This is a genomic window from Pseudomonas sp. P1_A1, from assembly GCF_056406935.1.
The window spans coordinates 66,490-91,399 of the sequence record NZ_JBFTZE010000025.1; the positions used below are offsets into that span (position 1 = coordinate 66,490).

General features: G+C 59.8%; 15 protein-coding genes and 1 tRNA gene. 15 read left to right on the forward strand and 1 reads right to left on the reverse strand.

Features of this window, described 5'->3' with window-relative positions; translation table 11 throughout:
* The first annotated feature begins 30 nt into the window (after positions 1–30).
* The 10 genes from AC1D2Q_RS27175 (at position 31) to AC1D2Q_RS27220 (ending at position 12,885) form a co-directional block, all read left to right on the forward strand.
* Positions 31–1,422, forward strand: a complete 1,392-nt coding sequence (locus AC1D2Q_RS27175; protein ID WP_477815213.1) for an undecaprenyl-phosphate glucose phosphotransferase — start codon at positions 31–33, stop codon at positions 1,420–1,422.
* 10 nt (positions 1,423–1,432) lie between these two features.
* A complete protein-coding gene (locus AC1D2Q_RS27180; RefSeq protein WP_477815214.1) occupies positions 1,433–2,140 on the forward strand; it encodes a WecB/TagA/CpsF family glycosyltransferase in 708 nt (235 codons plus the stop codon).
* A 9-nt stretch (positions 2,141–2,149) separates the two neighbouring features.
* A complete protein-coding gene (locus tag AC1D2Q_RS27185) occupies positions 2,150–3,229 on the forward strand; it encodes a glycosyltransferase (RefSeq protein ID WP_477815215.1) in 1,080 nt (359 codons plus the stop codon).
* A complete protein-coding gene (locus tag AC1D2Q_RS27190; protein WP_477815216.1) occupies positions 3,226–4,338 on the forward strand; it encodes a glycosyltransferase in 1,113 nt (370 codons plus the stop codon). The genes AC1D2Q_RS27185 and AC1D2Q_RS27190 overlap by 4 nt, the downstream gene beginning before the upstream one ends.
* The gene (locus tag AC1D2Q_RS27195) at positions 4,335–5,648 is read left to right on the forward strand and encodes an O-antigen ligase family protein (RefSeq protein ID WP_477815217.1); all 1,314 of its coding nucleotides are present in this window, start codon (positions 4,335–4,337) and stop codon (positions 5,646–5,648) included. The genes AC1D2Q_RS27190 and AC1D2Q_RS27195 overlap by 4 nt, the downstream gene beginning before the upstream one ends.
* A gap of 17 nt (positions 5,649–5,665) precedes the next feature.
* Positions 5,666–6,619 (forward strand): glycosyltransferase family 2 protein, encoded by a 954-nt coding sequence (locus AC1D2Q_RS27200; protein ID WP_477815218.1) that lies wholly within the window; start codon positions 5,666–5,668, stop codon positions 6,617–6,619.
* A gap of 13 nt (positions 6,620–6,632) precedes the next feature.
* Positions 6,633–8,051 (forward strand): oligosaccharide flippase family protein, encoded by a 1,419-nt coding sequence (locus tag AC1D2Q_RS27205; protein WP_477815219.1) that lies wholly within the window; start codon positions 6,633–6,635, stop codon positions 8,049–8,051.
* An 83-nt stretch (positions 8,052–8,134) separates the two neighbouring features.
* Positions 8,135–9,199, forward strand: a complete 1,065-nt coding sequence (gene galE, locus AC1D2Q_RS27210) for a UDP-glucose 4-epimerase GalE (RefSeq protein WP_477815220.1) — start codon at positions 8,135–8,137, stop codon at positions 9,197–9,199.
* Entirely contained in the window at positions 9,196–10,668 is a 1,473-nt protein-coding gene (locus tag AC1D2Q_RS27215) for a family 16 glycosylhydrolase (RefSeq protein WP_477815221.1), read from the forward strand. The genes galE and AC1D2Q_RS27215 overlap by 4 nt, the downstream gene beginning before the upstream one ends.
* A 219-nt stretch (positions 10,669–10,887) precedes the next feature.
* Positions 10,888–12,885: a peptidase U32 family protein gene (locus AC1D2Q_RS27220; RefSeq protein ID WP_477815222.1), complete on the forward strand. Its 1,998-nt coding sequence runs from the start codon at positions 10,888–10,890 to the stop codon at positions 12,883–12,885.
* Positions 12,886–13,059: 174 nt separating this feature from the next.
* Here AC1D2Q_RS27220 and AC1D2Q_RS27225 read toward each other — a convergent pair.
* A tRNA-Gln gene (locus AC1D2Q_RS27225) sits at positions 13,060–13,134 on the reverse strand.
* Between the two features lie 224 nt (positions 13,135–13,358).
* Here AC1D2Q_RS27225 and AC1D2Q_RS27230 point away from each other — a divergent pair.
* The 5 genes from AC1D2Q_RS27230 to AC1D2Q_RS27250 all read left to right on the forward strand — a co-directional run.
* Positions 13,359–14,471, forward strand: coding sequence for a CapA family protein (locus tag AC1D2Q_RS27230; protein WP_477815223.1), 1,113 nt, complete (start codon positions 13,359–13,361; stop codon positions 14,469–14,471).
* Between the two features lie 154 nt (positions 14,472–14,625).
* On the forward strand, positions 14,626–16,365 hold the full coding sequence (locus AC1D2Q_RS27235) for a dipeptidase (RefSeq protein ID WP_477815224.1): 1,740 nt from the start codon (positions 14,626–14,628) through the stop codon (positions 16,363–16,365).
* 157 nt (positions 16,366–16,522) lie between these two features.
* Complete coding sequence (locus AC1D2Q_RS27240) at positions 16,523–18,499, forward strand: preprotein translocase subunit YajC (protein ID WP_477815225.1); 1,977 nt, start codon at positions 16,523–16,525, stop codon at positions 18,497–18,499.
* 279 nt (positions 18,500–18,778) lie between these two features.
* Positions 18,779–21,505, forward strand: coding sequence for a DUF5801 repeats-in-toxin domain-containing protein (locus tag AC1D2Q_RS27245; protein ID WP_477815226.1), 2,727 nt, complete (start codon positions 18,779–18,781; stop codon positions 21,503–21,505).
* Positions 21,506–21,831: 326 nt separating this feature from the next.
* A partial coding sequence (locus AC1D2Q_RS27250; RefSeq protein WP_477815227.1) for a DUF5801 repeats-in-toxin domain-containing protein occupies positions 21,832–24,910 on the forward strand: 3,079 nt, incomplete at its 3' end.

Sequence of the window (24,910 nt, forward strand, 5' to 3'; positions counted from 1 at the left end):
ATGTCCAACCCATGCCTGGAGGTTGAGCCGATGACATCGCTATATACCGCTCAAATGATGCACCGGCGAGGTCTGACTTTCTGGGGCCAATGGGTGTGTGCGCTCAGCCTGGTCAACTTGTTATTGATGTTGCTGGTGCATTGGAGGGTCGGCAGCCTGACCAGTGAATACCGCATTCTGATGGTTCTCACTGTGCTCGGTTCGATTCCGATCTACAGCGTCATGCAGGTTTACCACAAGCGTCATGAGTGGTTGTCGGGGCTCGGTCGTTTACTGGCGGCCTGGCTGATTCTGCTGGCCGTTCTGATCAGCATCGCCTTTGTCACCCAGACCAGCGCGATTTTTTCGCGTCAAGTGATCATCGTCTGGACCGTATTGGGTTACCTGATCCAGGCTGCGAGCTTCCTGCCCTTGCATTACCTGGCTCGCTTGCACTCGCGCAGGCTCTGTAACGAACGCCGCGCGGTAATCATCGGTACTTGCCCGACCGCATGCCGGCTTGCAAGGAAACTGTCCAGACCGAACCGCGTACCCGTACTGGGGTTTATCGCAACCGCCGAACATACCGGCCCGGCACCGAGCATTTTGCCGCTGCTGGGCCGCATCGACGAAATTCGCGAGATCATCACCCACCTGCACGTACGCCGGGTCTACATCGTCCTGCCGTTGGCGCAGGCAGCCATCATTGAAGCCCTGTACATCGACCTTCTGGACATGAATGTCGACGTGGTCTGGATTCCTGATTTCGGCAGCATGGTGCTGCTCAATCAATCGATCTCGGAAATAGAACGAATGCCGGCCATCTACCTCAATGAAAGCCTCATCAGTTCGCACCCCGGCAGCCTGCTCTGCAAAGAGCTGTTCGAACGTAGCCTGGCCGCCGTGGCCATTATTGTGCTCAGCCCCTTGCTGCTGATCGTGGCGGCAGCGATCAAGCTCTCTTCGCCCGGCCCGGTGTTGTTCAAACAAAATCGTTACGGCTGTAACGCCGAGGTGATCAAGGTCTGGAAGTTCCGCTCGATGCGTATGCATGACGACAGCGAAGTGCGCCAAGCCTCTCGCGAAGATGAACGCATCACCCCGCTCGGGCGCTTTTTGCGCCGTAGTTCGATCGATGAGCTACCGCAGCTTTTCAACGTGCTGTTCGGTGACATGGCCCTTGTCGGCCCGCGACCGCACGCGGTCACTCACAACATTTACTACACCGGCAAAGTACGCGCCTACATGGCCCGTCATCGCCTCAAGCCGGGAATCACCGGGTTGGCCCAGATCACCGGGCATCGCGGTGAAACCCAGACGTTGGAAAAAATGCAGCAGCGCGTCGCCCAGGACCTCAACTACATCAACCAATGGTCGCTGTGGCTGGACATCAAGATTCTCGTCAAGACCCCTTTCACGTTGTTCTCAAAGGACATTTATTAAGGAGTCAGCCATGATCGATCTGGAACTGATCGGCCATTTCGCACCGAACCTGCTGGATGCCAACAAAGCATTTTCCTTCATTAATTTTGCGTCCGTCGGCAGTCTGTTCGACCGGGCCCCGACGTCCATCGCCTATTTTTGCGATGGAATGTTGATGTCTACCTTCATGTCGCGCATCACCGGCCGGACGATCGGCCGGGTCAGCTTCGACTTCACGTCCATCGCCGACGCTGTCTTCAGTTGCGCCGAGAAACAAGGCAAGCGCATCTATTTTGTCGGTGCCAGGCAAACCGAACTGGACCTGTTCATCAATAAGATCAAGGGTCGCTACCCGGCGCTGCTTATTGCCGGTCATCACAACGGCTATTTCGATGCACCGCAGGCCGCGTGCATTCAAGCGGATATCTGTCGCAGTGAAGCCAACATCCTGATCGTCGGCCTGGGCGCCGGGCTTCAAGAGCAGTTCGAACAGGATGTCCTGCGTGCCGGCTTCAACGGTGTGGCATTCACCTGTGGCGGTTTCATTCGCCAAGAGGCGACGGCCACACACCATTACTACCCTGAGCTGATCAACCGCCTGCATCTGCGCGCGTTCTATCGGATGTACCGCGAACCGCACACCATCAAGCGCTACCTGGTCGATTACCCGAGCAATTTTGTTCATCTGCTGGCGATGATTGTCCGGCGTCAAGTGACGATCCATATCACTTATCCCTGAGCGCCAACCATGCATATCCTGTTCATCCTCAAGGACTTCAAGCCCGATGGCGGCCTGGAGCGTGTCCAGCAACGCCTGGCCCGACAGTTTCTCAAGGATGGCCAGCGGGTCAGTTATTTCGTCATGAACGGCGATACCGCGGACGATGAAGAAGCGGCCACCTTCAATGGTGGCGGCAATGGATTCGTCGGTCTGCTCAAGTCGATCGGAGTGCTGCGTCGCCTTATCCGCCGAGAGCGTGTGACCCACCTTATCGCCGCCAAGGAACAGGCCAACCTCTGCACCTGGTTTGCCACCCTGGGTCGCTCATGCAAGGTCATCTACGCCCGTCACGCGGCACTGGATTGCGGCGAACAGAAAATCGGCCTTACTACTCTGCGCCTGCTCTATGGGTTGTACCTCTGCGGCAACGATCAGGTCGTGGCGGTATCCAAAGGTCTGCATCAGGCCCTCGCCGATCTGGTGCCCTGGGGTCGCCAGCGTATCCGTTATTGCCCCAATGCGGTGGTCACCGAGCAACTGCTCAGCGCCGCGCAGACGCCCCTGCTCAGAGGGTTGCCGACCGAGTTCTGGTTGGCAGTGGGCCGGTTGGTGGAACCGAAGGGTTTCCATTTGCTGCTCGATGCCTATGCCATGGCATTGAGCAGCGCCGCGCTGCCGGATCTGGTGATCATTGGCGATGGTCCGCAACTCGCCGCGCTGACATTGCAGGCAAGCCACCTGGGCATCGAGGACCGTGTGCGTTTCACTGGTTTTCTGAGCAATCCCTACCCATTGATCAGGCATGCACGACTGCTGATCCTGAGTTCATTTCATGAAGGCTTGCCGACCGTCCTGATCGAGGCTCTGGCGCTGGGTACGCCCGTGCTGGCCTGCGACTGCGAAACCGGGCCCAGGGAGCTGCTTGATAACGGCCGCCTCGGCCACTTGGTCAAGGTCAATGATGTGCCGGCGCTGGCCGAAGGGATGCTACGCAGCCTGGCCTCGCAAGATCAGGTTGCGCCAAACGCACAGGTGGCCGCTGACGCAGTCCGCCAGTACACCAGTCAATACGCCGCGCAGGCGTATTACCAGGTATGGAATCAATGAAAAAATTGCTGATTATTCTGCAGGACTTGGGCGGAGGCGGTGCCGAAAAAATGATGGCACGCCTCGCTGGAGCGCTGACTGACGCTGGCAATGACGTAACTTTACTGATGCTCACTGGCGCAGGCGTGAACTCGGCGCACCTCGACCCACGGGTAAAAAAGGTCGAGTTGCACAGCGCGCGCAGCTCCAGGGCCGTGCCGGCGCTGGCACGCTTTCTTCGCCACAATCGCTTTGATGCGCAACTGGCCGCCCTCACCCATGTCAACGTCGTGGCCATCGCCGCCGCCGCGCTGTCAGGTACGCTGGCGCGCCTGCATGTCAGCGAACGCAACGCGTTTTCCCATGACAAATATGTCAACCCCACGCTGACGGTGCGCACAGCGTATCTGTTGGCACCATTGCTGTATCGACTGATCCCCAATCCGGTGATCTGCGTCTCGCGCGGCGTCGCCCAGGATCTCGTCGACTCCACCATCACCCGCCCCCAGGATGTCACCATCGCCGACAACCCGGTACTCGACAATGATTTTCGCGACAAGGCACCGGAGCGTCCAAACCACCGCTGGCTGCGGGAGAAGTCCACCCCGGTGATTGTCGCCGTGGGCCGCCTGGCTCGGCAAAAAGGCTTTGACGTATTGATCGATGCCTTCGCCCGACTGCCTGATCCTTGTGCCCGATTGATCATTTTCGGCGAAGGCGCGCTCAGGGCCCAATTGCTCGAACAAGCGGTTGCTGTGGGCGTGGCCGACCGGTTCGATTTACCAGGCTATACCAGTGATCCGATGGCAGAAGTGGCGGCGGCCGATTGTTTTGTACTGTCGTCGCGTTTCGAGGGCAGCCCCAATGCACTGGTCGAGGCCATGGCCACTGGCACTCCGGTGGTATCGACTCACTGCCCCTATGGGCCGCAAGAGATTCTCGATAATGGCGCGATCGCTCCGCTGGTGGCCGTCGACGACCCTGACGCACTGGCGCAGGCCATCACGACGCAGCTGACGTCGCCGCGTGATGTAAATCGCCAGGCCCGCATCGAAGCCGCCGCCCGTTTCGTGAGCGCCTGCGCGGCGAAAACTTATCTCGATGCGCTACTCGGGAGCCAGTCGTCATGAACACACTGGAAGTCAGGTACAGCACGCTGCGCAACGCCTTCACGTTGTTCGGTGTGCTGTTCTACATCCAGGTGATCGGATTTTTTTTCGGGCTGGCGGATACGTCGAATCTGGACGCAGCCGAAAAAGACCTCGAAGGCAACGCGGTCAATCAGATTTGCGGTCTGATCACCCTGCTGGTACCGCTGTTCTTCTTCATCCGCAACAAGGTCTTCCTCAGTAAAAGCTTTTACAGGAACAACGTCTTCCTGCTGGTGTTCATGCTCTGTCTGGCGGTATCGATCAGTTGGTCCCACGACCCGATACTGAGTTTCAAACGTTTTGTGGCGCTGATCGGCGTGGTCTTCTTTGCGGGTTTCATCGCCTACAACTACAGCCTCGAGAAAATCGCCTTCATGCTTGGCTGTATCATCGGCGCCGCTACGCTATTGGGCTTGATACTCGCGCTTGTCAGGCCCGATATCGCCTTCATTTACGGCGGTCTTCGCGACGGGGCGTTCAAAGGGATTTTCCCGGATAAGAATGCCGGCGCCCGGATCAACGCGATCGCCATTTTGCTACTGCTGCCGATGATCCGTCAGGGCAATCCCTGGGCCATCATCTGCTCGTTGTTCTCGCTGATCGCCATTGCACTGGCCCAATCCGCCACCGCCATAGCACTGATTGTTGCCGGCACCGTGAGTTACTGGTACTTCCTCACGCTGATCCGTTTGCACATCAACCGCTCATGGCCCGCATTCCTCGGCACCACAATCGTCTATTTGCTGATCTGTTTCTTTCTCTACGGCAACTACACGCTGCTGCTGGAGCTGACCGGTCGTGATCCATCACTCACCGACCGCACGTTGATCTGGGACCTGCTCACACCGCTGATCGACGCCGAATTCATCAAGGGTTATGGCTTCGGCGCCTTCTGGTCCAGCCCCAGCGCCGAGGTCTTTATCAGCCGCTGGGGTTACATCGGTAATGCCCACAACGGCTACATGGAAACCTTGCTAAACGGCGGCATCGTTCAGTTGATAGCACTGGTCCTCATGCTGATCGAGGCACTGCTCAAACACTATCGGGCCGTGATGGCGGACCAATCGGCACGGTTTCATGTCAGCGCGATGGTCATCGTCGGATCATTCATGCTCACCAACTTTGTAGCGTATGTCGTGCCCAACTACCGCTCGGCGGAGTTTCTGGTGTTCTGCGTCCTGGCCCTGTCCTTTCGGCATCACCACGCGAAATACCCCGAGTTGTCAACGGCAACCCTGCGTCAGCGTCCGTCCGGCGAGGCATTACCGCGCGACTCAGCCAAGGCGTAACGAAAGGAGAAATAGCCATGCCAGACCAAGCCCACCCTTCACCCCATACCGTGTGCGTCATAATCCCGATGTACAACGGCGCCGACAGCATTGAGCAAACACTGGCGTCCGTGGCCGGGCAAACCCGACTGCCCGATCACGTCATCGTCATCGACGATGGTTCCACCGATGATGGCCCCCAACGGGTCAGGGACTTCGCGGCGCCGTTTCGCCTGACGCTGTTGCATCAAGCCAACGAAGGCCAGGCCAGCGCCCGCAACCACGGACTGCAGCACACTGAAGAGACTCTTGTGGCGTTTCTCGATGCCGATGACAGATGGTATCCGCGAAAGCTGGAGCAACAAGTGGCACTGTTTGAAGAACTGGATCGTCAGGGACGGCCGGTGGGGCTGATAGATTGCTACGTGCATAACGACTACAGCGATGGCAGGCGAATACTGGAAGACCGGCAAAAAAACGGTAGGCATTTCGACGATTTCATCCGCGCCAACGTCCTCAATGGCGTGTCCTCCGCGATGGTCAAACGCGACGTGATCATGCAACTCGGCGGCTTCAATGCCAGCCTGCGTTACTCCGAAGACCGCTTCATGTGGACCCGGATCGCCGAACACTGGGAGGTCCATACGGTGCCAGAGGTGCTGCTGCAGCGCATGGTCAACAGCGCCAACATGACCGCGCAACCGACAAGGTACTACCCGCACAAGATCAGGTTCATCGAAGAGTACCTCGCCCACTTTGGCCCGCAGCTCAGCAAGCAGCAACGGATCGATTTCGCGCTGGGCAGCCTCTCCGACTTTCTCGAACTGTTTTCCCGCAGAGGAGAGCATGCCCAAGTGATCGGTGTGTACCGGCGAATGCTGGAGTATTCCTGGCAAGCGCTGATCTTCAGGAACGGCAAACCGACATTGCGCTTCCTCTATGCATGCGTCCAATCATTGCGCAAGGCACCTGCGTCCACCACCGCTCATTGAGCCGGTATCCGCCATGGCCAATCATCGTCTGGTTAAATTGATCTGGATTTTCACCGAGAAATTCGGCCTGATTTTCCTGTCGATGATTACCTTTGTCGCGTATGCCAGGCTGCTGTCGCCCACAGAGTTGGGTGTGGGCACGGTCATCATTGCCGTCGTCGAGTTGATCGGGATGATTTATTCCTCGGTTCTGGAAGACCCGCTGGTACGACTCGAACGACTGGAAGACAAACACATCGCCACAGCTTTCTGGGCGTCGGTACTCGTCAGCCTGCTGTCCATCGTCGCCATCTCGGGCGCGGTAATGCTGTACACACCCGACCCGGTGCTGCGATGGATGACGGCGGTGGCCTCGGTGAAAATCCTGTTCACCATGATGGCGCGGGTCTATGTGGCGCAAATGCGCCGTAGCGGCAACTTCAGGATGTTGGCGTCGCGCACGTTACTGGGCAAAGTGTGTGGTGGCGTGGGTGGCATCGCTGTCGCGCTTTGGGGGTTGGGAGCCTGGGCGGTCATTGCCCAGGTACTGATCATGGAGTTCGTGTCCATTGTCGTATTGATGCGTGCAGACCCGCGCCGCATTGCCTTTTACATTGACGGCCCGCTCCTGCGCGAACTGTTGAAGGCCGGCGCACCGGTTGCTGTCAACGCGCTGAGTTCGCAAACGCTACAGCGCGGGGTCACCGTCATCCTGGGCATGACGGCCGGCAGCAACGCGGTGGGCATGTTCAACATGGCGTTGCGCATCATCGATCTGCCGCGCACGGCGATCTATCACGGCCTGATCAGCTATGCGCTGCCGGTGTTTGCCCGGCGCAGCGCCGACCCATCGCGGTTACGCGCGATCATCAGCGATTCGACCGCCGTCAGCGGCTTCCTGCTGACGCCCCTGTTCATCGGCATCGCACTCACGGCGCATGACCTGATCCTGTTGATCTTCGGCGCCAAATGGACCGAGGCCATTCCCCTGCTGCAAGTGCTTGCGTGCACGGCAGCCATCGGCAATACCGCCATGTACGCCACAACCGCACTGGTCGCGGTCAATTGCAGCCGCCTGACCATCAAGGCTGAAGTGGCAACCACCGTACTGGCACTGGCGCTGGTCTATAGCTTCGGCAGCCTTTATGGCGGCATGGCCGCCGCCCTCGCCCTGCTAGCCCGGATGGCGATCATCACGCCACTGCAAATCCGCGGGTTGAACCGTGCAATCGGCTATGACTGGCGGCTGTTTTTCGAAACCAACTATCGCAGCGTGGTTGCCTCGTTGGTCATGGCTGCGATCGTCCTGATGGTTTCTTCCCGATTGAGTGTTCAAGGCTACCTGCACCTGTTCTGCAACATCGTGGTTGGCGCGCTGAGCTATGCCGTGGCGTACAGCGTGATGCATCCGCGCTGGCCGCAAGAATTCAAATCGGTTTTCACCACCCGCTGAGAGGACGCACCCGACAACCTTTCTCCTACCCGGACCACATTCTCCTGACTCGCGCAATTTCCTTGTGACAGGAACGCCCCATCATGCACAAAACCACGTTGATTACCGGCGGGGCCGGATATATCGGCTCGCATACCACCCTGACCCTGATTGACGCCGGTCAACAGGTGCTGGTCCTCGATAACTTGTGTAACAGCTGCCGCGAATCGCTCGCGCGCCTGGAGTATCTGACTCGCAAGCGAGTCGACTTCATTGAAGGTGATATCCGTGATAACCACCTGCTCGATGATATCTTCAGCCGCTACGACATCGATGCCGTGGTGCACTTTGCCGGTCTCAAATCCGTGGAGGAAAGCATTCGAAAGCCGCTGGACTATTACGCCAACAATGTCATTGGTACGCTCAATCTTTGCCATGCGATGGCCCGATTCGAGGTCTTCAAACTGGTGTTCAGCTCATCGGCCACCGTGTATGGCATCCCCCGACAGATACCGCTCATTGAAGATCTGGGCGCAGGCAAACCGATCAATCCCTATGGTCGCACCAAGCTGCTGATCGAAGAGTTGCTCACCGATTTGTGCCTGTCCGATCCGCAGTGGAGCATTGCGGTGCTGCGCTACTTCAACCCGATTGGTGCCCACGATAGCGGGCTGATCGGGGAAAACCCGAATGGCAAGCCCAACAATCTGCTGCCTTGCCTGACACGAGTCGCGATGAGGCAAATACCCGAACTCACCGTATACGGCAGCGACTATCCCACCGTCGACGGAACGTGCGTGCGCGATTACGTCCATGTGGTCGACCTTGCCGAAGGCCATCTCAAAGCGTTGCGGGCGTTGCAGAACAGAAACGGTATCCACGTCTGGAACCTGGGAACAGGCATTGGCCACAGCGTGCTGCAAATCATCCGCAGCTTCGAGGACATTACCGGTATTACCATCCCGTTCCGGTTCGCGCCGCGCCGTGCCGGCGATATCGCCGAATGCTGGGCCGACCCCACCAAGGCGGGGCGTGATCTGGGCTGGTACGCACAGCGCGACCTGATGCAGATGATCATCGACGCCTGGCGATGGCAAATGTGTAATCCGCACGGATACCGCTCCCAACCCGGATTGGCGGCATCGATTGTGTTAAAGCAATGGGTATGAGCAGGTACATTCTTTTGGCAGCCCTGGTATCGGTGGTGTGCTACGCGTCGGGGGGTACTCCCCCGCCGCTGGCCAACGGCCTGGTGCTGTGGCTCGACGCTGCCGATGCTTCAAAAATGACCTTCGATGCCCAGAACCACCTCCTGCGGTGGCACGACAAGTCCGGCAAGTCCAATGACGTTGCCGTAGACGACGCCGCAGGCGCCGCCCTCCCACAGCGTGTGGAGAACGCCATGAATGGCCATTCGGTGGTGCGCTTGAGTGGTGCTTCGGCGTTCCTTGGCAAGACCATTCGTGCCGCAAAAGGCCCCATGACCTTATTGATCGTGTCACGCAGACTGAACGGGCAAAGCGGCGGCGAGACCTGGCAGCGACTGTTCAGCTCGCGCCCGTGGATCGCTGAAAACGACAACGTGGCACCGAATTTCGCGATCAGCGTGCAACAGCCCTCCGCCTACGCCCCGGCCCTCTTCGTTCTGGAACTCAACGACGTGCCCATAGGCCCGTTTGCGGTGGGGCGCAATGTGGTCGGTAGCACCGAAGACTTGCGTGGCGACATCGCGGAAGTGTTGGTGTACGACCGTTACCTGGCCTCTCTGGAGGAACGGCAGCGCGTGTTTCAGTACCTGGCGCAAAAATGGGCCGTCGCGATCCCCAAGGTTGCCAACTCCTGGACCCGTATCGGCCCCCTGGACACTGTACCGCAGCGAATCAATGCCGAACTGCCGCTGTCCGATCAGGCCAACGTCGGCCAATGGAGGGTGGACACACGATTTTCCGACGACTTCAATGGTGCGACCCTTAATGCCAGCCGCTGGCACGTCAACAATGCCACGGGCACCGAATCGCTCGGGCGTAAACCGGCGCTGTTCACGCCGAACAATGCCTACCTGAGCGATGGCAATCTGAACATCGTTTTCCGCAAGGAAAACGTGCCGCAAAAGTACGTTCGGCTGGGTTACCAAGGCTATAGCTCGGCGATGGTGCGCACGATCGAGCGCAGTTTTTACGGCTACTACGAAGCCCGCGCCAAACCCATGGAATCGGCGGGTTCCAGCGCCTTCTGGCTAGCGTGGACGGGGCTTGCCGACAATGCCACGGAGATCGATATATTCGAAATCGGCGGCAAGACCAAGGGCGCCGCCTTCGACCGTCTATACAACATGAACGCCCACGTCTGGGCCACGCCACAGAGCACCGACCACATCAGCGATGGCAGCAGCTGGATCGCCCCGTGGCGCCTGGCCAGCGCCTTCCATGTCTACGGCTTTGACTGGCAGCCCGACACCTTGCGCTGGTACGTAGACGGCGTCCTGGTGCGAGAGGCCAAGAACACCCACTGGTTCTTCCCGATGCAAATCCTCTTTGACAGCGAGGCCATGTGGAATTGGTTCGGCGTTGTCGACGACGCCGATCTGCCCTCCACTTTCAGCGTGGACTACCTCAAGGTGTGGCGGCGCGGTCGATAGCCGAATCTTGATCCAGCGTCTTTGAATTTGATCCTTCCCCCTTCCAGCCTTGCTCAGCGGAAGATTCAACACATGAGCCGTCGGATTCGGCCAAGAAATGAAGCCGATGTTATTCGTGTCGCTCAGGGGACGGTCGCCACCGGGCAGCACATGGGTGCCGGTCAAGCGTTTCGCCGCTACAATGCGCACCTTGACCGTGACAAGCCAGACTAAAAAAACATGTCCCTACCCAAGCATCACCTGGAATTGCTCAGCCCCGCCCGTGACGTGGCCATCGCCCGCGAGGCCATCCTGCATGGCGCCGACGCGGTGTACATCGGCGGCCCGAGCTTCGGCGCCCGCCACAACGCCTGTAACGAGGTGAGCGATATCGCCCAATTGGTGGAATTCGCCCGTCGCTATCACGCGCGGGTGTTCACCACCATCAACACAATCCTGCATGACAACGAGCTGGAGCCGGCGCGCAAGCTGATCCACCAGTTGTACGACGCCGGCGTCGATGCGCTGATCGTCCAGGACCTGGGCGTGATGGAGCTGGACATTCCGCCGATCGAGCTGCACGCCAGCACCCAGACCGACATCCGCACCCTGGCGCGGGCGAAGTTCCTCGATCAGGCTGGTTTCTCGCAACTGGTACTGGCCCGCGAGCTGAACCTCCAGGAGATCCGCGCGATTGCCGACGAAACCGACGCGGCCATCGAATTTTTCATCCATGGGGCGCTGTGCGTGGCGTTCTCCGGCCAGTGCAACATCTCCCATGCGCAGACCGGCCGTAGCGCCAACCGTGGCGACTGCTCCCAGGCCTGCCGCCTGCCGTACACCCTCAAGGATGAAAAAGGCGGTGTGATCGCCTACGAAAAACACCTGCTGTCGATGAAGGACAACAACCAGAGCGCCAACATCCGCGCGCTGGTGGAAGCCGGCGTACGCTCGTTCAAGATCGAGGGGCGCTACAAGGACATGGGCTATGTGAAGAACATCACCGCCTACTATCGCCAGCGCCTGGACGACGTCCTCGAAGACCGTCCGGACCTGGCTCGCGCTTCCAGCGGCCGCACCGCGCACTTCTTCCTGCCCGATCCGGACAAGACTTTCCATCGTGGCAGCACCGACTACTTCGTCAGCGAGCGCAAGATCGACATCGGCGCCTTCGACTCGCCGACCTTCACCGGTCTGCCGGTGGGCGTGGTGGAGAAAGTCGGCAAGCGCGACCTGCTGGTGGTCACCCACGAACCGCTGTCCAACGGCGACGGCCTCAATGTGCTGGTCAAGCGCGAGGTGGTGGGCTGGCGTACCAACATTGCCGAGCCCAAGGGCGAGTTCGAAGAGGACGGTGAAAAGCGCTACCGCTACCGTGTCGAACCCAACGAAATGCCGAAGGGGCTGCACCAGTTGCGGCCCAATCACCCGCTGAGCCGCAACCTCGACCACAACTGGCAGCAAGCCCTGCTCAAGACCTCCGCCGAGCGCCGGGTGGGTCTGGCCTGGGTCGCTCGCCTGCGTGAGGATCGCCTCGAACTGACCGCCACCAGCGAGGAAGGTGTCAGCGCCAATGTCGCCCTGGACGGTCCATTCGGCCTGGCCAACAAGCCGGAACAGGCCCTGGAGCAACTGCACGACTTGCTCGGCCAGTTGGGCACCACGCAGTACCACGCCACGGATATCAAGCTGGATGCACCGCAGGCGTATTTCATCCCGAACTCGCAGCTCAAGGCCTTGCGCCGCGAAGTCATCGAAGCGCTGACCGCGGCCCGCATCGAAGCCCACCCACGGGGTGGTCGCAAGGCCGAGACCAATCCGCCACCGATGTACCCGGAGTCCCACCTGTCGTTCCTGGCCAACGTCTACAATCAGAAAGCCCGCGACTTCTATCACCGTCACGGCGTCAAGCTGATCGACGCGGCCTATGAGGCTCACGAGGAGACCGGCGAGGTGCCGGTGATGATCACCAAGCACTGCCTGCGTTTCTCCTTCAACCTCTGCCCCAAGCAGGCCAAAGGCGTCACCGGCGTGCGCACCAAGGTCGCACCGATGCAGCTGGTGCACGGTGACGAAGTGCTGACACTGAAGTTCGACTGCAAACCTTGCGAGATGCACGTGATCGGCAAGATGAAGGGGCACATCCTTGGTCTGCCGCAACCGGGCAGCGTGCAGCAGGTTGTCGGGCACATCAGCCCTGAAGACCTGCTCAAGACCATCCCTCGCGCGCCCCACTGAGTGACGGGCGAGCGCGCCGCTACGGCGTCGCGCTCGCCGCGCTCTCATGTCGGCTGAATGAGCGACACAAAAAAACGCCAAGCCGAATCGGCGTTGGCGTTTCTCGTAAAGACAACCATCCCGGAGCTGCGCAATACCTGCAGGCTGAGTCATATCGGGATGGATGTAAGAAAATGGCAGGGGCGGCTGGATTCGAACCAACGCATGGCAGGATCAAAACCTGCTGCCTTACCGCTTGGCGACGCCCCTGTAGCTGTTGCGACGAGTGCCTGGCACTCTCTTTCTGAATGCGCAGCTTGCGAGCAATATCGAGCTGCTGCGTCCCTACGCTGCAAGCCCCGTAAGGGCCTCTGCAAGAACGCGCGGAAATTTATCAACTTTCGCGGCGTCTGGGAAGCCCAAAAACAAACTAATTTGTTTTAAAACAGACATTTACTGTTGAACCAGGCTATTCGGGATATCCGGAGGGTGCCGTGGCAGCCGTTACCGATACGCTGAAGCTGTTTCTCACCGGCGATGTCATGACCGCCCGAGGCATCGACGCAGTGCTGCCGCATCCTGGAGATCCACGGCTTTACGAAGACTATGTCAAGAAAGCCGGCGATTACGTCCGGTTGGCAGAACGACGCGATGGCCCGATTCCCCGCCCGGTCGATTTCACCTATATCTGGGGCGTTGCGCTGGATGAGTTCGAACTTCGTCAGCCACACGCACGCATCATTAACCTGGAAACGGCGGTGTCCCGCCGCGGACGACCGGAGCCAAAGGGCATCAATTACCGCATGAGCCCGGAGAACTTCCCGGCCATCAGTGCCGCCGGCATCGACTGCTGCGTGCTGTCCAACAACCATGTGCTGGACTGGGGTCCCCCTGGCCTGGCCGATACGTTGGCCACCCTGGCGAACAACGGCATGTGCAGTGCCGGCGCCGGGCACAACCGGCAATCCGCCGAAGCGCCCGCCGTGCTGCCGCAGCCTGACGGGCGGCGCTTGCTGGTGTTTGGCCTCGGCGCTCCCGACAGCGGCATTCCACCGCAGTGGGCCGCCACGGATAGCCGCGCGGGCGTCGCGCGGCTGGAAGATCTGTCGATGCAAAGCCTGCGCCCCGTGGCCGAACGGATTCTCCAGTACAAAAATCCCGGGGATCGGGTGGTGGCCTCCATTCATTGGGGCGGCAACTGGGGGTTCGAGATCCCGCAGGAGCAGATCCGGTTCGCCCATGCCCTGATCGACGAGGCCGGCGTTGATGTGGTGCATGGCCACTCCTCACACCACGTCAAGGGCATCGAGGTGTACCGCGAACGCCTGATTCTCTATGGCTGCGGGGATCTGCTGAACGATTACGAAGGCATCGAGGGCCACGCAGATTATCGCGGCGACCTGGGGCTTCTGTACTTTGCCTCGCTGGCCCCGGACGGACGCCTGCAGACGCTGGAGCTGATACCCACTCGCCTGCAGCGCTTTCGCCTCTGTCGCGCCGAAGGGGATGACCGTCAATGGCTGCAAGACACCCTTTCTCGCGAGTGCAAACGCTTGGGCAGCAGCCTCCAGACGGGCGCGCAAAATGCCTTCGAGTTGTATTGGTAGGCTTTTTCATTTCTGCGTCGCTTTTGCATTTCTGTGCGACAGATCGCACTTCAGGTACTCCCGTACTACTCCCTCTTGGTGTTAGTTTGGAAAAGTTTCTGACTAATCAATCAGATATTTCCTACCAACCACCTGCAAAGGAATGCCCCCAGCAATGGATTTCTCACTCAAGCACCTGGCCGCGACAACCCTGATGCTGGCCAGCCTTTCGTCGTTCACTACCTCAGCGCACGCCAACATCACCCCGCAACAGAGCGCGACCATCCTCAAGACCTTCAGCGATGCATCGGTAACGGACTTCAGGCAGTTCCTGGAACGCCTGGCCAAGAGCGATCTTGCCAAAACCGGCAACCTCGGCCCGACAATCAGTGCTTTCCAGAGCAATAAGCCCCTTTCCGCTGAACAGCAGAACGAAATCCATCGCCTGCTTGGCCTCTATGCACGGGTGAAGTACGGCAACGCGGCCACCGAGACCCTGCGCGAACTGGTGGCCATCCCGACCTTCCGCGTGGACGGCGTGGCCCAGCACGAGAACCCGGAATTCATCAAGATCGGCGACAAGCTCAAGGGCCTTGCCCAGGCCTTCGACCTGAACTTTCGCAACATCGACAACCGCGTCTATGAAATATCCCTCGAAGGGGCTGGCGACGAAGTCGTGGGCATTCACGCGCACGCCGATGTGGTGCCCGTGACGCCGGAGAACTGGGTCCTGAAAGACGGCACCCGCCTCGATCCGTTCAAGGTCACCCTGGTCGGCGATCGCATGTATGGCCGAGGCACCGAGGATGACAAGAACGGCATCGTGGTTGCGCTCTACGCCATGAAGATCATCAAGGAAGAGAAGCTGCCGCTGGCTCGCCATTTCAAGCTGCTGGTAGACACCACCGAGGAAACCACCAGCGACGCCATCCCCTACTACTTCGAACACAATCCGACACCCAACTACAACCTGGCGCTGGATGGCGGCTACCCAGTGGTGATTGCCGAGAAAGGCTACGGCACCGTCATGGCGAACTTTGCCCGGCGCAACGCTCAGGGCAAGGGCGCCGAAATCACCTCAATGACGGGCGGCCTGGCAACCAACCAGATTCCGTCGACATCGGTCGCTACCCTTGTGACTGACAAGCCCGCCGAATTGGCCGCCAGCCTGCAGAAGGCAGGTAGCGATTATGCCAAGCGCAATGGCGGAAACTTCGAGGTGACCGCCCAGGTCGTCGGCAAGGACGTCAAGCTCACAGTCACCGGTGTTTCTGCCCACTCCTCCGAGCCCGAGTCAGGCATCAACCCGGTGGCACGGATGCTGGGCTTCATCAACAGCCTCGACGGCAAGGTCGCGCTCAAGCACAACCACATTACCGACGCCGCCCGTTATGCCGTCGACAACTGGGGACTGGACTACCTGGGCGGCAAGTTGGGGGTCGGTTTTTCCGATGCCTTCATGGGGCCGCTGACCACCTCCCTGACCTATGTCGGGATGGATGAAAAAGCCTTCAAGCTTGCGGTCAACCTGCGCGTGCCGAAGGGCAAGTCCCCGGAAGCGCTCAAGGCTGAAATCGCCGAAAAGCTGGGTGCCTGGAGCAAGAAGACTCACATTGCAGTGGCTTTCGACTACAAGATCGCCGAGCCGATGTACCGCAACCCCGAAGGTGAATGGGTCAAGGCGCTGTTGGCGGTGGCCAGCGAGAACCTTGGCATGGAACACAAGTTCGGTACCTCAGCCGGCGCCACCTCGGTCCATGAGCTGCCCAACGGTGTGCAGTTCGGCTTGGCAAGGCCTGAGCTCAAATACACCGGCCACAACGACAACGAGTTCAAGACCGTCGACCAGTTCCTGCTGGACCTGCAGATCGTGACCGAGATGATGGGGCGCATCGGGCAGTTGCCTACACTCTGATCCCCCTTCCGGACCCGCCATTGCGGCGGGTCCATCGTTTTGATCGTCTTGCCATGAACCGGCGGCTATCGCATAACTGACCTATTCTGAATCAACCGACAAGAAGTCAAACCCCACCTGATGTACCCGGACTCTTTACAGCAATGGAGGCTAGGCGATGAAGGAGCAATCGATTGAGTTCCGCGCTGGAGATGGCGACTTTGGAGAGGGGCACTCTGCGCTCCTCGCCATGACCCACTCCACCCCATCTTCCACAACCAATAGCCGCATCGAGCTTTACACCCAGGAGTCGATGGTCAACTGGCTAGGCCCGTTTCAGCTCATGCGCACGGGCATGCAATCGGCCGCCGCCACCACCATGGGTGCCTTCGCGGACCCACGCGATGTACTGGCCATGCTCAACCCTCGGGACTCTAACCCGCCCATCCAGGTGGCTGCCGACGGCGACGTGTGGATCGACTATCTGGCGGATACCGGCGATGGCTGGGACTCCACCTATTCCATGGCGCTGTGCGTCAGCCAGGATGTCAAGTTGCCGAAGCTCACGCTGCCGCGCGGCGACGTGCTGCTGCTCGGCGGCGATCAGGTCTACCCCACACCGGCCCAATCCGGCTATCGCACCCGTTTCCTCGATCCCTTCCGCGCCGCCTTCCCCGCGCCGGTCCCCAAGGTTCGCCCGAATGAGCAGGACCAGCCCGTGCCGCAGCCGGGTGCACCGTGGATGGTGGCGACGCCCGGCAACCACGATTGGTATGACGGCCTGCGCGGTTTCTCCCAACTGTTTTGCGAGCAGAAGCCCATTGGCGGCTGGGAAACCCGTCAACACACCAGTTACTACGTGCTGCAGCTGCCCAATGGCTGGTGGATCTGGGGTCTGGACCTGCAATTGGAGTCGATGATCGACCGACAGCAGAAGCAGTACTTCGAAGAGATGCGCGCCAAACTGCAACCAGGCGACCGCGTGATCCTCTGTACACCCGAGCCGAGCTGGGTGGATGAGGCCGAACGACTCGCACGCGTGGGGCGCAAGACCCTGCCCTCGATCGAGACCCAGACCTTGCGCTTCAGCAGTCTGCGCGAGATCGAGCAGCTCTTGGGTGACCACTTGGCGGTGGTCCTGGCCGGAGACTCGCACCACTACGCGCGCTACCAGCCAAAAGCCGGCAGCCAGGCACCGCAACGCATCACCTGCGGAGGCGGTGGCGCCTTCCTGCATGGCACTCATCAACTTCCAGATCCGCCCGAGCCAATCACCGTCGGCGGAACGCCGCAGCACTACGAGCTGGCGGCAACCTACCCGGACAAAAAGACCTCCGAACAGCTGCGTAATCGGGCATGGCGGCTACCCACCCACAACCTCTCGTTCTGCGGCATGCTGGCGATCTTGTACTTGCTGTTCGACTGGATGGTAGAAAGCGCCAGCAAGGTGCCCCACCCGGCGCGCGATAATCGCAGCCTGGTCGAGGTATTGTCTGGCCTCGAAGTATCTATTCCCAACCTGCGCGAGGTATGGCGACAGCTGGTCCTGGTTCTGGCACACAGTCCTTCGTCGGTGATGCTCGCCGTGACCATTGTGCTGGGCTGCGCAGTGCTCTCGGCCGCCGGGGTCAAGCGCACCCGAAAGCTTGCCTATGGCGTCGGGGCCGTTCACGGGTTGCTTCACCTGGGACTGGCGATCGGGCTGCTGTGGCTCATGGGCCGTATCAACATCCACTACTTGCAGTTCGAGGTAGAAAACCTGCTCCAGGTCTTGTTGTTCCTGGTGGGGACACTGGTGCTCGGCGGTAGTTTGGGAGGCCTGCTATTCGGTGCCTGGATGGTCATGGCCAATACTTTATGGGGGCTACATAGCGAAGTGGTTTTTTCCTCGCAACGCATCGCCGACCACAAATGCTTTCTGCGCATGCACTTCAATGGCGACCAACTCACCCTCTACCCGCTCAAACTGGAGAAGGTCTGCCGGCGCTGGTCCGTGGCGTCGGGAGTCGCCAAACTGGCGAAGGTGCAGCGCACCTGGAGGTTGCGGGCAACGCCTGAAAGCACTGGCCCGCGCTTCGTGCCGGCCTCGGGTGAGCTCGAACTGCGGCTGATCGAGCCGCCCATCGTGATTCGGCGGGGAGAAACCAGCTCATAAGTTCGCATGGCGTTTTGGCGTATGCGTGTAGAAAAAGGGCCCTCAAAGGGCCCTTTTTCCGCTACTCGAAACTCGCCTTTGTCTTCAATCAGCCTTTTCATATACGCGGAATAGGCGACGCCGCTCCTTAGCGCTCTCATCCCGTTTCCCCCTCCCAAGTAGTCTGAAACTCCCATCCCGCTTGGGAGTATCGGCCGATGTGCAATCCCCGGCGCTTCGTCACAGTTGAAAAGGTCAACGGTCAGGCCTCGATGACCGCAATTGTTCTGGAGAAAAATCATGGCTATTGGAATCACCAGCGCGTACGTTTCGCTGGACGAAACGGCCGGGTTGCAAAACGCCACCGCCACTCCAAGCCCTGCAGGAGACGCTGACGACAACGACATTCTGGTGGCGTCCCTGCCCTCGGCCTTTTCTACCCGCTTGGCCGCACTGGGGGCAGGTACCGCAACGGGTGCAGCCTTGAGTGGCTATACCGGTGCCGTGGGTGACACGGGCAGCGATGCGTTCACTATCAGCGCTCCGCCCGGAGCAACCATTACCGATATCAGCTTCGTCGACAGCGCTGGGGCACCGCTCGATGGTGTGGACAGCGGACTGCTTACCCTCGACGGCACCAGCATCCTTCTCTACACCGATACGAACGACAACAACATCCTTGTGGGCCGTGCCGGGGCCGCGGATGGCGCGATTGTGTTCGCTGCCTATATTGAAGAAACCGGATCGCCGGCCACGGGCGGCAAGATCTGGACCGTGGAGTACCAACCGCTCAGTCACCCGGATGCTAGCAACCCCGACGATGCTGTCAATCTGCTGGATAAGGTGTTCGTCGGAGCCAGTCAGGACCTGGAATTCAGTCTGAAGGATGCGCCCTCCGGTCAAAACCTCTTCCTGATGTACACGGTAGCGAACCCGACAGTTGTCGACGACGCTGGTGTTTTGCGGATCACGGATCCCACCATCATCGCCACCGGCAAAGACCCCGCAGATCAGTCATCTGGCGTCAATATAAATACTGGCGATACGATCAATACCAGCCAGGCGGGTGGCCCGACCACCTTCGGCACCAACAACCAGATGATTGTGGAACAGGAAGGCATCCGTTATTCGTTCGTCACGGGTGCCAGGCAGGATGTGACCATTCCCAACCTGGATCAAACCGAAGCGGATGTTGAAGCCAACATCGACTTTACCGACGTCTTCAATGCGAAGACGGCCAGTTTTGACGTCGTGCAGTTGCAAAGCGGCAAGAGTGCTGTCGTAAAAGTCAGCGCATACAGCACCGATGCTGAACCTGGCGTGAATTTCATCAACGGATACGCAAATGACACGCCGGTTGCCATCACCAGCGTTCGCGTCATCAACATCAGCACCGGGCTGGTGATCGAGAATTCAGACGGTTCGGTGAATGATCCGGCCATTACCATCAGCTTTACGGGTGGGGTTGCAACCATCACCGGCGTTAAAGCCGGCTACCAGATTGAATACACCACAACGGCGGATCACAACCGCGTGCTCGTCGAGAACGGGGCGGCCCTCGATGCCAAGGGCAATAACCACGCCGACTTTGATATCGGCGGCTTCACGCTGCTCCAAACCTCGATTTCGACCGCTGAAGTCGGCTCACAGATGATCTTCGAAGACGACGGGCCAACACTCGCGTTCGGCAACCTGATCGGGACCGGTAGCGTCCTTCCACAATTCGGGTACTGGGATAACTCGGCCGGCGCCGACGGGCTGGATGCGAACGGTCTGGATATCTCGTTGGTGAACAACCAGTTCACCCTCGTCAGGCCAGACAACACGACCACGACCGGCACCGGCACGCTCACCGAGCAGTCGCCCTCACCGGACGGCAATGGCGCGTACCAATTTGCAGGGACGTTGACCGGCGATTTCGACAATAACGCCGCCACGGCGGATACCACCGTCGACTACACGCTGACCGCCTATGCCAATGGCAGCTATGCACTGGACCTGGTGCAGGGCTTCGGTTCGACGATCGTGCTCAGCAGTGCCGACGGCTCGCTCCGTGCCGGCGGCCCGGATCCAGTGCGCACATTGTTAATTCCGAAGACGAATGACCCGACTATTCCTTCGGCATCCGAGGAGATTGTGTTCTTTTCCGCGAAGGCGCTAGCGTCGACTTCGGACATCCTGACCGGTATCGGGCTTGGAGCAACCGACCCCACCGAAGCCCAGCTACAGACCAACCCCCTGCCGTCGTACATCGACCCGAGGGCCATGAACGTCAGCACGGCCGGCATCGGCGTCGCCAATAACGTCCTCCAGGGAGACAACCTGGCGGCAATCGGCGCTACCGATGAAAGCTTCGTGATCAATCCGGAGAGCCTGCTGTCGGCCATGAAGATCTTCATCGACAACTCCGTGGGAGGTTACAACACGGCGACCGAGGATCTGTACTACCGGATCTACTACGAGGATGGCACGTTCTCGAACCTCACCGAGGTGAACACCCTGACGCCTGAGGCCGGCGGACAGGTGTCCTTCCTCGTTGAGAAACAAGGCACGGCGCTGATCGACGCGGTTCAACTCACGATGGGTCGAGGCGATATCAAGATCCCGGTGATCCAGTTCATTCAGCAGACCGAGAACCTGGCCAGCGATATCAAGCTGGCATTCAACGCGACGCTGACGGACAAGGATGGAGACTCGGCAACAAGTACGTTCGACGCCAACCTGTTCGCCAACGACTTGGGCACCACCTTCGACTTCACGCTGGTGGGCACGAGCGGTGAGCGGGATGCCTTCAACGTCGATTTGTCATTCACCCAGAACAAGTACCAGGTCACCGGCTTCGATGCGAGCGCAGGCCTGCGCGACACGCTGGTGCTCAACGGCGACCAGAGCTCCGTTGTCCAGTCGATCGACAACAGCGGCGCAGACAGCATCGTGACGGTTGCCGAAACGGGCGGACAAATCACGACCATCACCTTGGTCGGGGTCGATCTGCTGAGTACCGACATTGTCCATGGCAGCGCCTGAGGCAGCGCGCGCGTAAAAGGATGCGAGGGTGGTGCGGACCACCCTCGCATTGTTTTTTGCGGTTCCAGTAGCCACCTGAGTTGGCTCACATTCAGCTCGACGCGCTGCCGGTTAAAGTCCGGGCGAGCATCAGCAGCATGTGCTCATTCACAAACGGAATATGCGACAGCACGCCTTCGCGCCCTCATCCCGTTTCCCCCTCCCACGTAGGCCGAAACTCCCATCCCGCCTGGGAGTATCGGCCGATGTGCAATCCCCGGCGATTAGTCATAGTTGCAGAAGTCAATGGTCCGGCCTCAATGACCGTAATTGCTCAGGAGAACGTCATGACTATTCGCGAGCAAAATTCATCGCTAACGAGCGATCCGACCTCCCTCAACTTAACGTCGATTACAACCAACGCTCTGAGCGTGACGCCCGGCGCAAACGTTACGCTGGACGAAACGGCCGGATTGCAGAACCTCACCGCCACGCCAAGCCCCGCGGGAGACGCTGACGACAACGATATTTTGTTGGCATCCCTGCCCTCGACTTTCTCTACCCGTTTGACCGCACTGGGGGCAGGTACCGCAACGGGCGCGGCCTTGAGTGGCTATACCGGTGCCGCAGGCAATACCGGCAGCAATGCATTCACCCTCACCGACCCGTCCGGCGTTACCGATATCCGCTTCGTCGACAGTGCTGGCGCACCGCTCAATGGCCTGGATAGCGGACTGGATACCCTCGATGGCACCAGCATCCTTCTCTACACCGATACGAACAATAACAACATCCTTGTGGGTCGAGCCGGGGCCGCGGATGGTGCGATCGTGTTCGCTGCCTACATTGAAGAAACCGGATCGCCAGTCTCGGGCGGCAAGATCTGGACCGTGGAATACCAACCGCTCAAGCATCCAGATGCGACGACCCCCGATGATTCGCTCAATCTGCAGGATAAGGTGTTCGTCGGAGTCAGTCAGGACCTGGGATTCAGCCTGGCCGGTGCGCCGTCCGGTCAGAACCTCTTCCTGATGTTCACGAAAGCGAACCCGGCAACTGAAGTTGTCAATGGTGTCACACGGATCACCGACCCTACCATCATCGCTACCGGCAAGGACCCCGCAGACGAGTCAAGCGGCGCCAAGATAAACACTGGCGACACGATCAATACCAGCCAGGGTGGTGGGCCGACCACCATCGGCACCAACAACCAGATGATCGTGGAACAGGAAGGCATCCGCTTTTCATTCGTCACCGGCGCCCGGCAGGATGTGACCGTTCCCAACCTTAGCCAGACCGAAGCCGATGTTGAGTCCAACATCGACTTTACCGGCGTCTACAATTCGACATCGGCCAATTTCGACGTCGTGCAGTTGCAAAGCGGCAAGACTGCCGTGGTAAAAATCAGCGCATTCAGCACCGCTGCTGAACCTGGCGCGAATTTCATCAACGGCTATGCGAATGACACGCCGGTTGCCATCACCAATGTTCAAGTCATCAACAATAGCACCGGGCTGGTGATCGAAAACTCCGACGGCTCGGTGAATGATCCGACCATCACCATCAGCTTTACGGGTGGGGTTGCAACACTCACCGGTATTAAAGCCGGCTACCAGATTGAATACACCACGACATCGGATCACAACCGCGTACTCATCGAGAACGGCGCGGCCCTCGACGCCAGAGGCGATAACCACGCCGATTTTGATATCGGCGGCTTCTCGCTGCGCCAAGCCTCCACCTCGATCGCCGAAATCGGCTCCAAGATGATCTTCGAAGACGACGGGCCGAGCGTCAGTGCGGCCGGCACGGAACCAACGCTGATCGTGGACGAAACGGTGCTGACCACCGACGCCACCCAGAATTTTGCCGCCAACTTCAGCTCGGCGTTTGGCGCTGATGGCGCGGGCACATTGACCTACGCGCTGGGCGTGGTCGCGGGCGGCTCCGGGCTGACCGATACCGCCACCGGTGAGGCCGTCAACCTGTCGCTCAACGGCACCGTCGTGGAAGGCCGCACGGCCACCACCAACCTGCTGGTGTTCACGGTCAGCGTCGCCGCCAACGGTGACGTCACCCTCGACCAGCTGCGGGCCGTGGTGCATCCCGACGCGACCAATCCGGATGATTCAACGAGCCTGACCTCGGACAATCTGGTGACGTTGACCGCTACCATCACCGACAAGGACGGCGACAGTGCCCATGCCACCCTGAACATCGGCCAGAACCTGGTGTTCAAGGACGACGGACCGAGCATCAGCACCACCGGCAGCGAGCCAACGCTGACGGTCGACGAAACGGTGTTGACGACCGACGCCACCCAGAACTTCACCGCCAACTTCACCTCGGCGTTTGGCGCCGACGGTGCGGGCACGCTGACCTATGCGCTGGGCGTGGTAGCAGGTGCCTCCGGGCTGACGGATACGGCCACCGGTGAGGCCGTCAATCTGTCGCTCAACGGCACCGTGGTCGAAGGTCGAACGGCCACCACCAACCTGCTGGTGTTCACGGTCAGCGTCGCCGCCAACGGTGACGTCACTCTCGACCAGCAACGGGCCGTGGTGCATCCAGACCCAACCAATCCGGATGATTCGACGAGTCTGACTTCGGACAACCTGGTGACGCTGACGGCAACTATCACCGACAAGGACGGCGATAGCAGCCATGCCACGCTCAACATCGGCCAGAACCTGGTGTTCAAGGACGACGGGCCAAGCATCAGCAGCACCGGCACGGAGCCAACGCTGACGGTCGACGAAACAGTACTGACCACCGACGCCACCCAGAGCTTCGCCGCTAACTTCAGCTCGGCGTTTGGCGCTGACGGGGCCGGCACGCAGACCTATGCGCTGGGCGTGGTAGCCGGTGCCTCCGGACTGACCGATACGGCCACCGGTGAGGCCGTCAACCTGTCGCTCAACGGTGCAGTGGTCGAAGGCCGCACGGCCACCACCAACCTGCTGGTGTTCACGGTCAGCGTCGCCGCTAATGGTGATGTCACCCTCGACCAGCAACGGGCCGTGGTGCATCCCGACCCAACCAATCCGGATGATTCGACGAGCCTGACCTCGGACAATCTGGTGACCCTGACGGCCACCATCACCGACAAGGACGGCGACAGTGCCCATGCCACGCTGAACATCGGCCAGAACCTGGTGTTCAAGGACGACGGGCCAAGCATCAGCACCACCGGCACGGAGCCAACGCTGACGGTTGACGAAACGGTGCTGACCACCGACGCCACCCAGAACTTCGCCGCTAACTTCAGCTCGGCGTTTGGCGCTGACGGGGCCGGCACGCAGACCTATGCGCTGGGCGTGGTAGCCGGTGCCTCCGGACTGACCGATACGGCCACCGGTGAGGCCGTCAACCTGTCGCTCAACGGTGCAGTGGTCGAAGGCCGCACGGCCACCACCAACCTGCTGG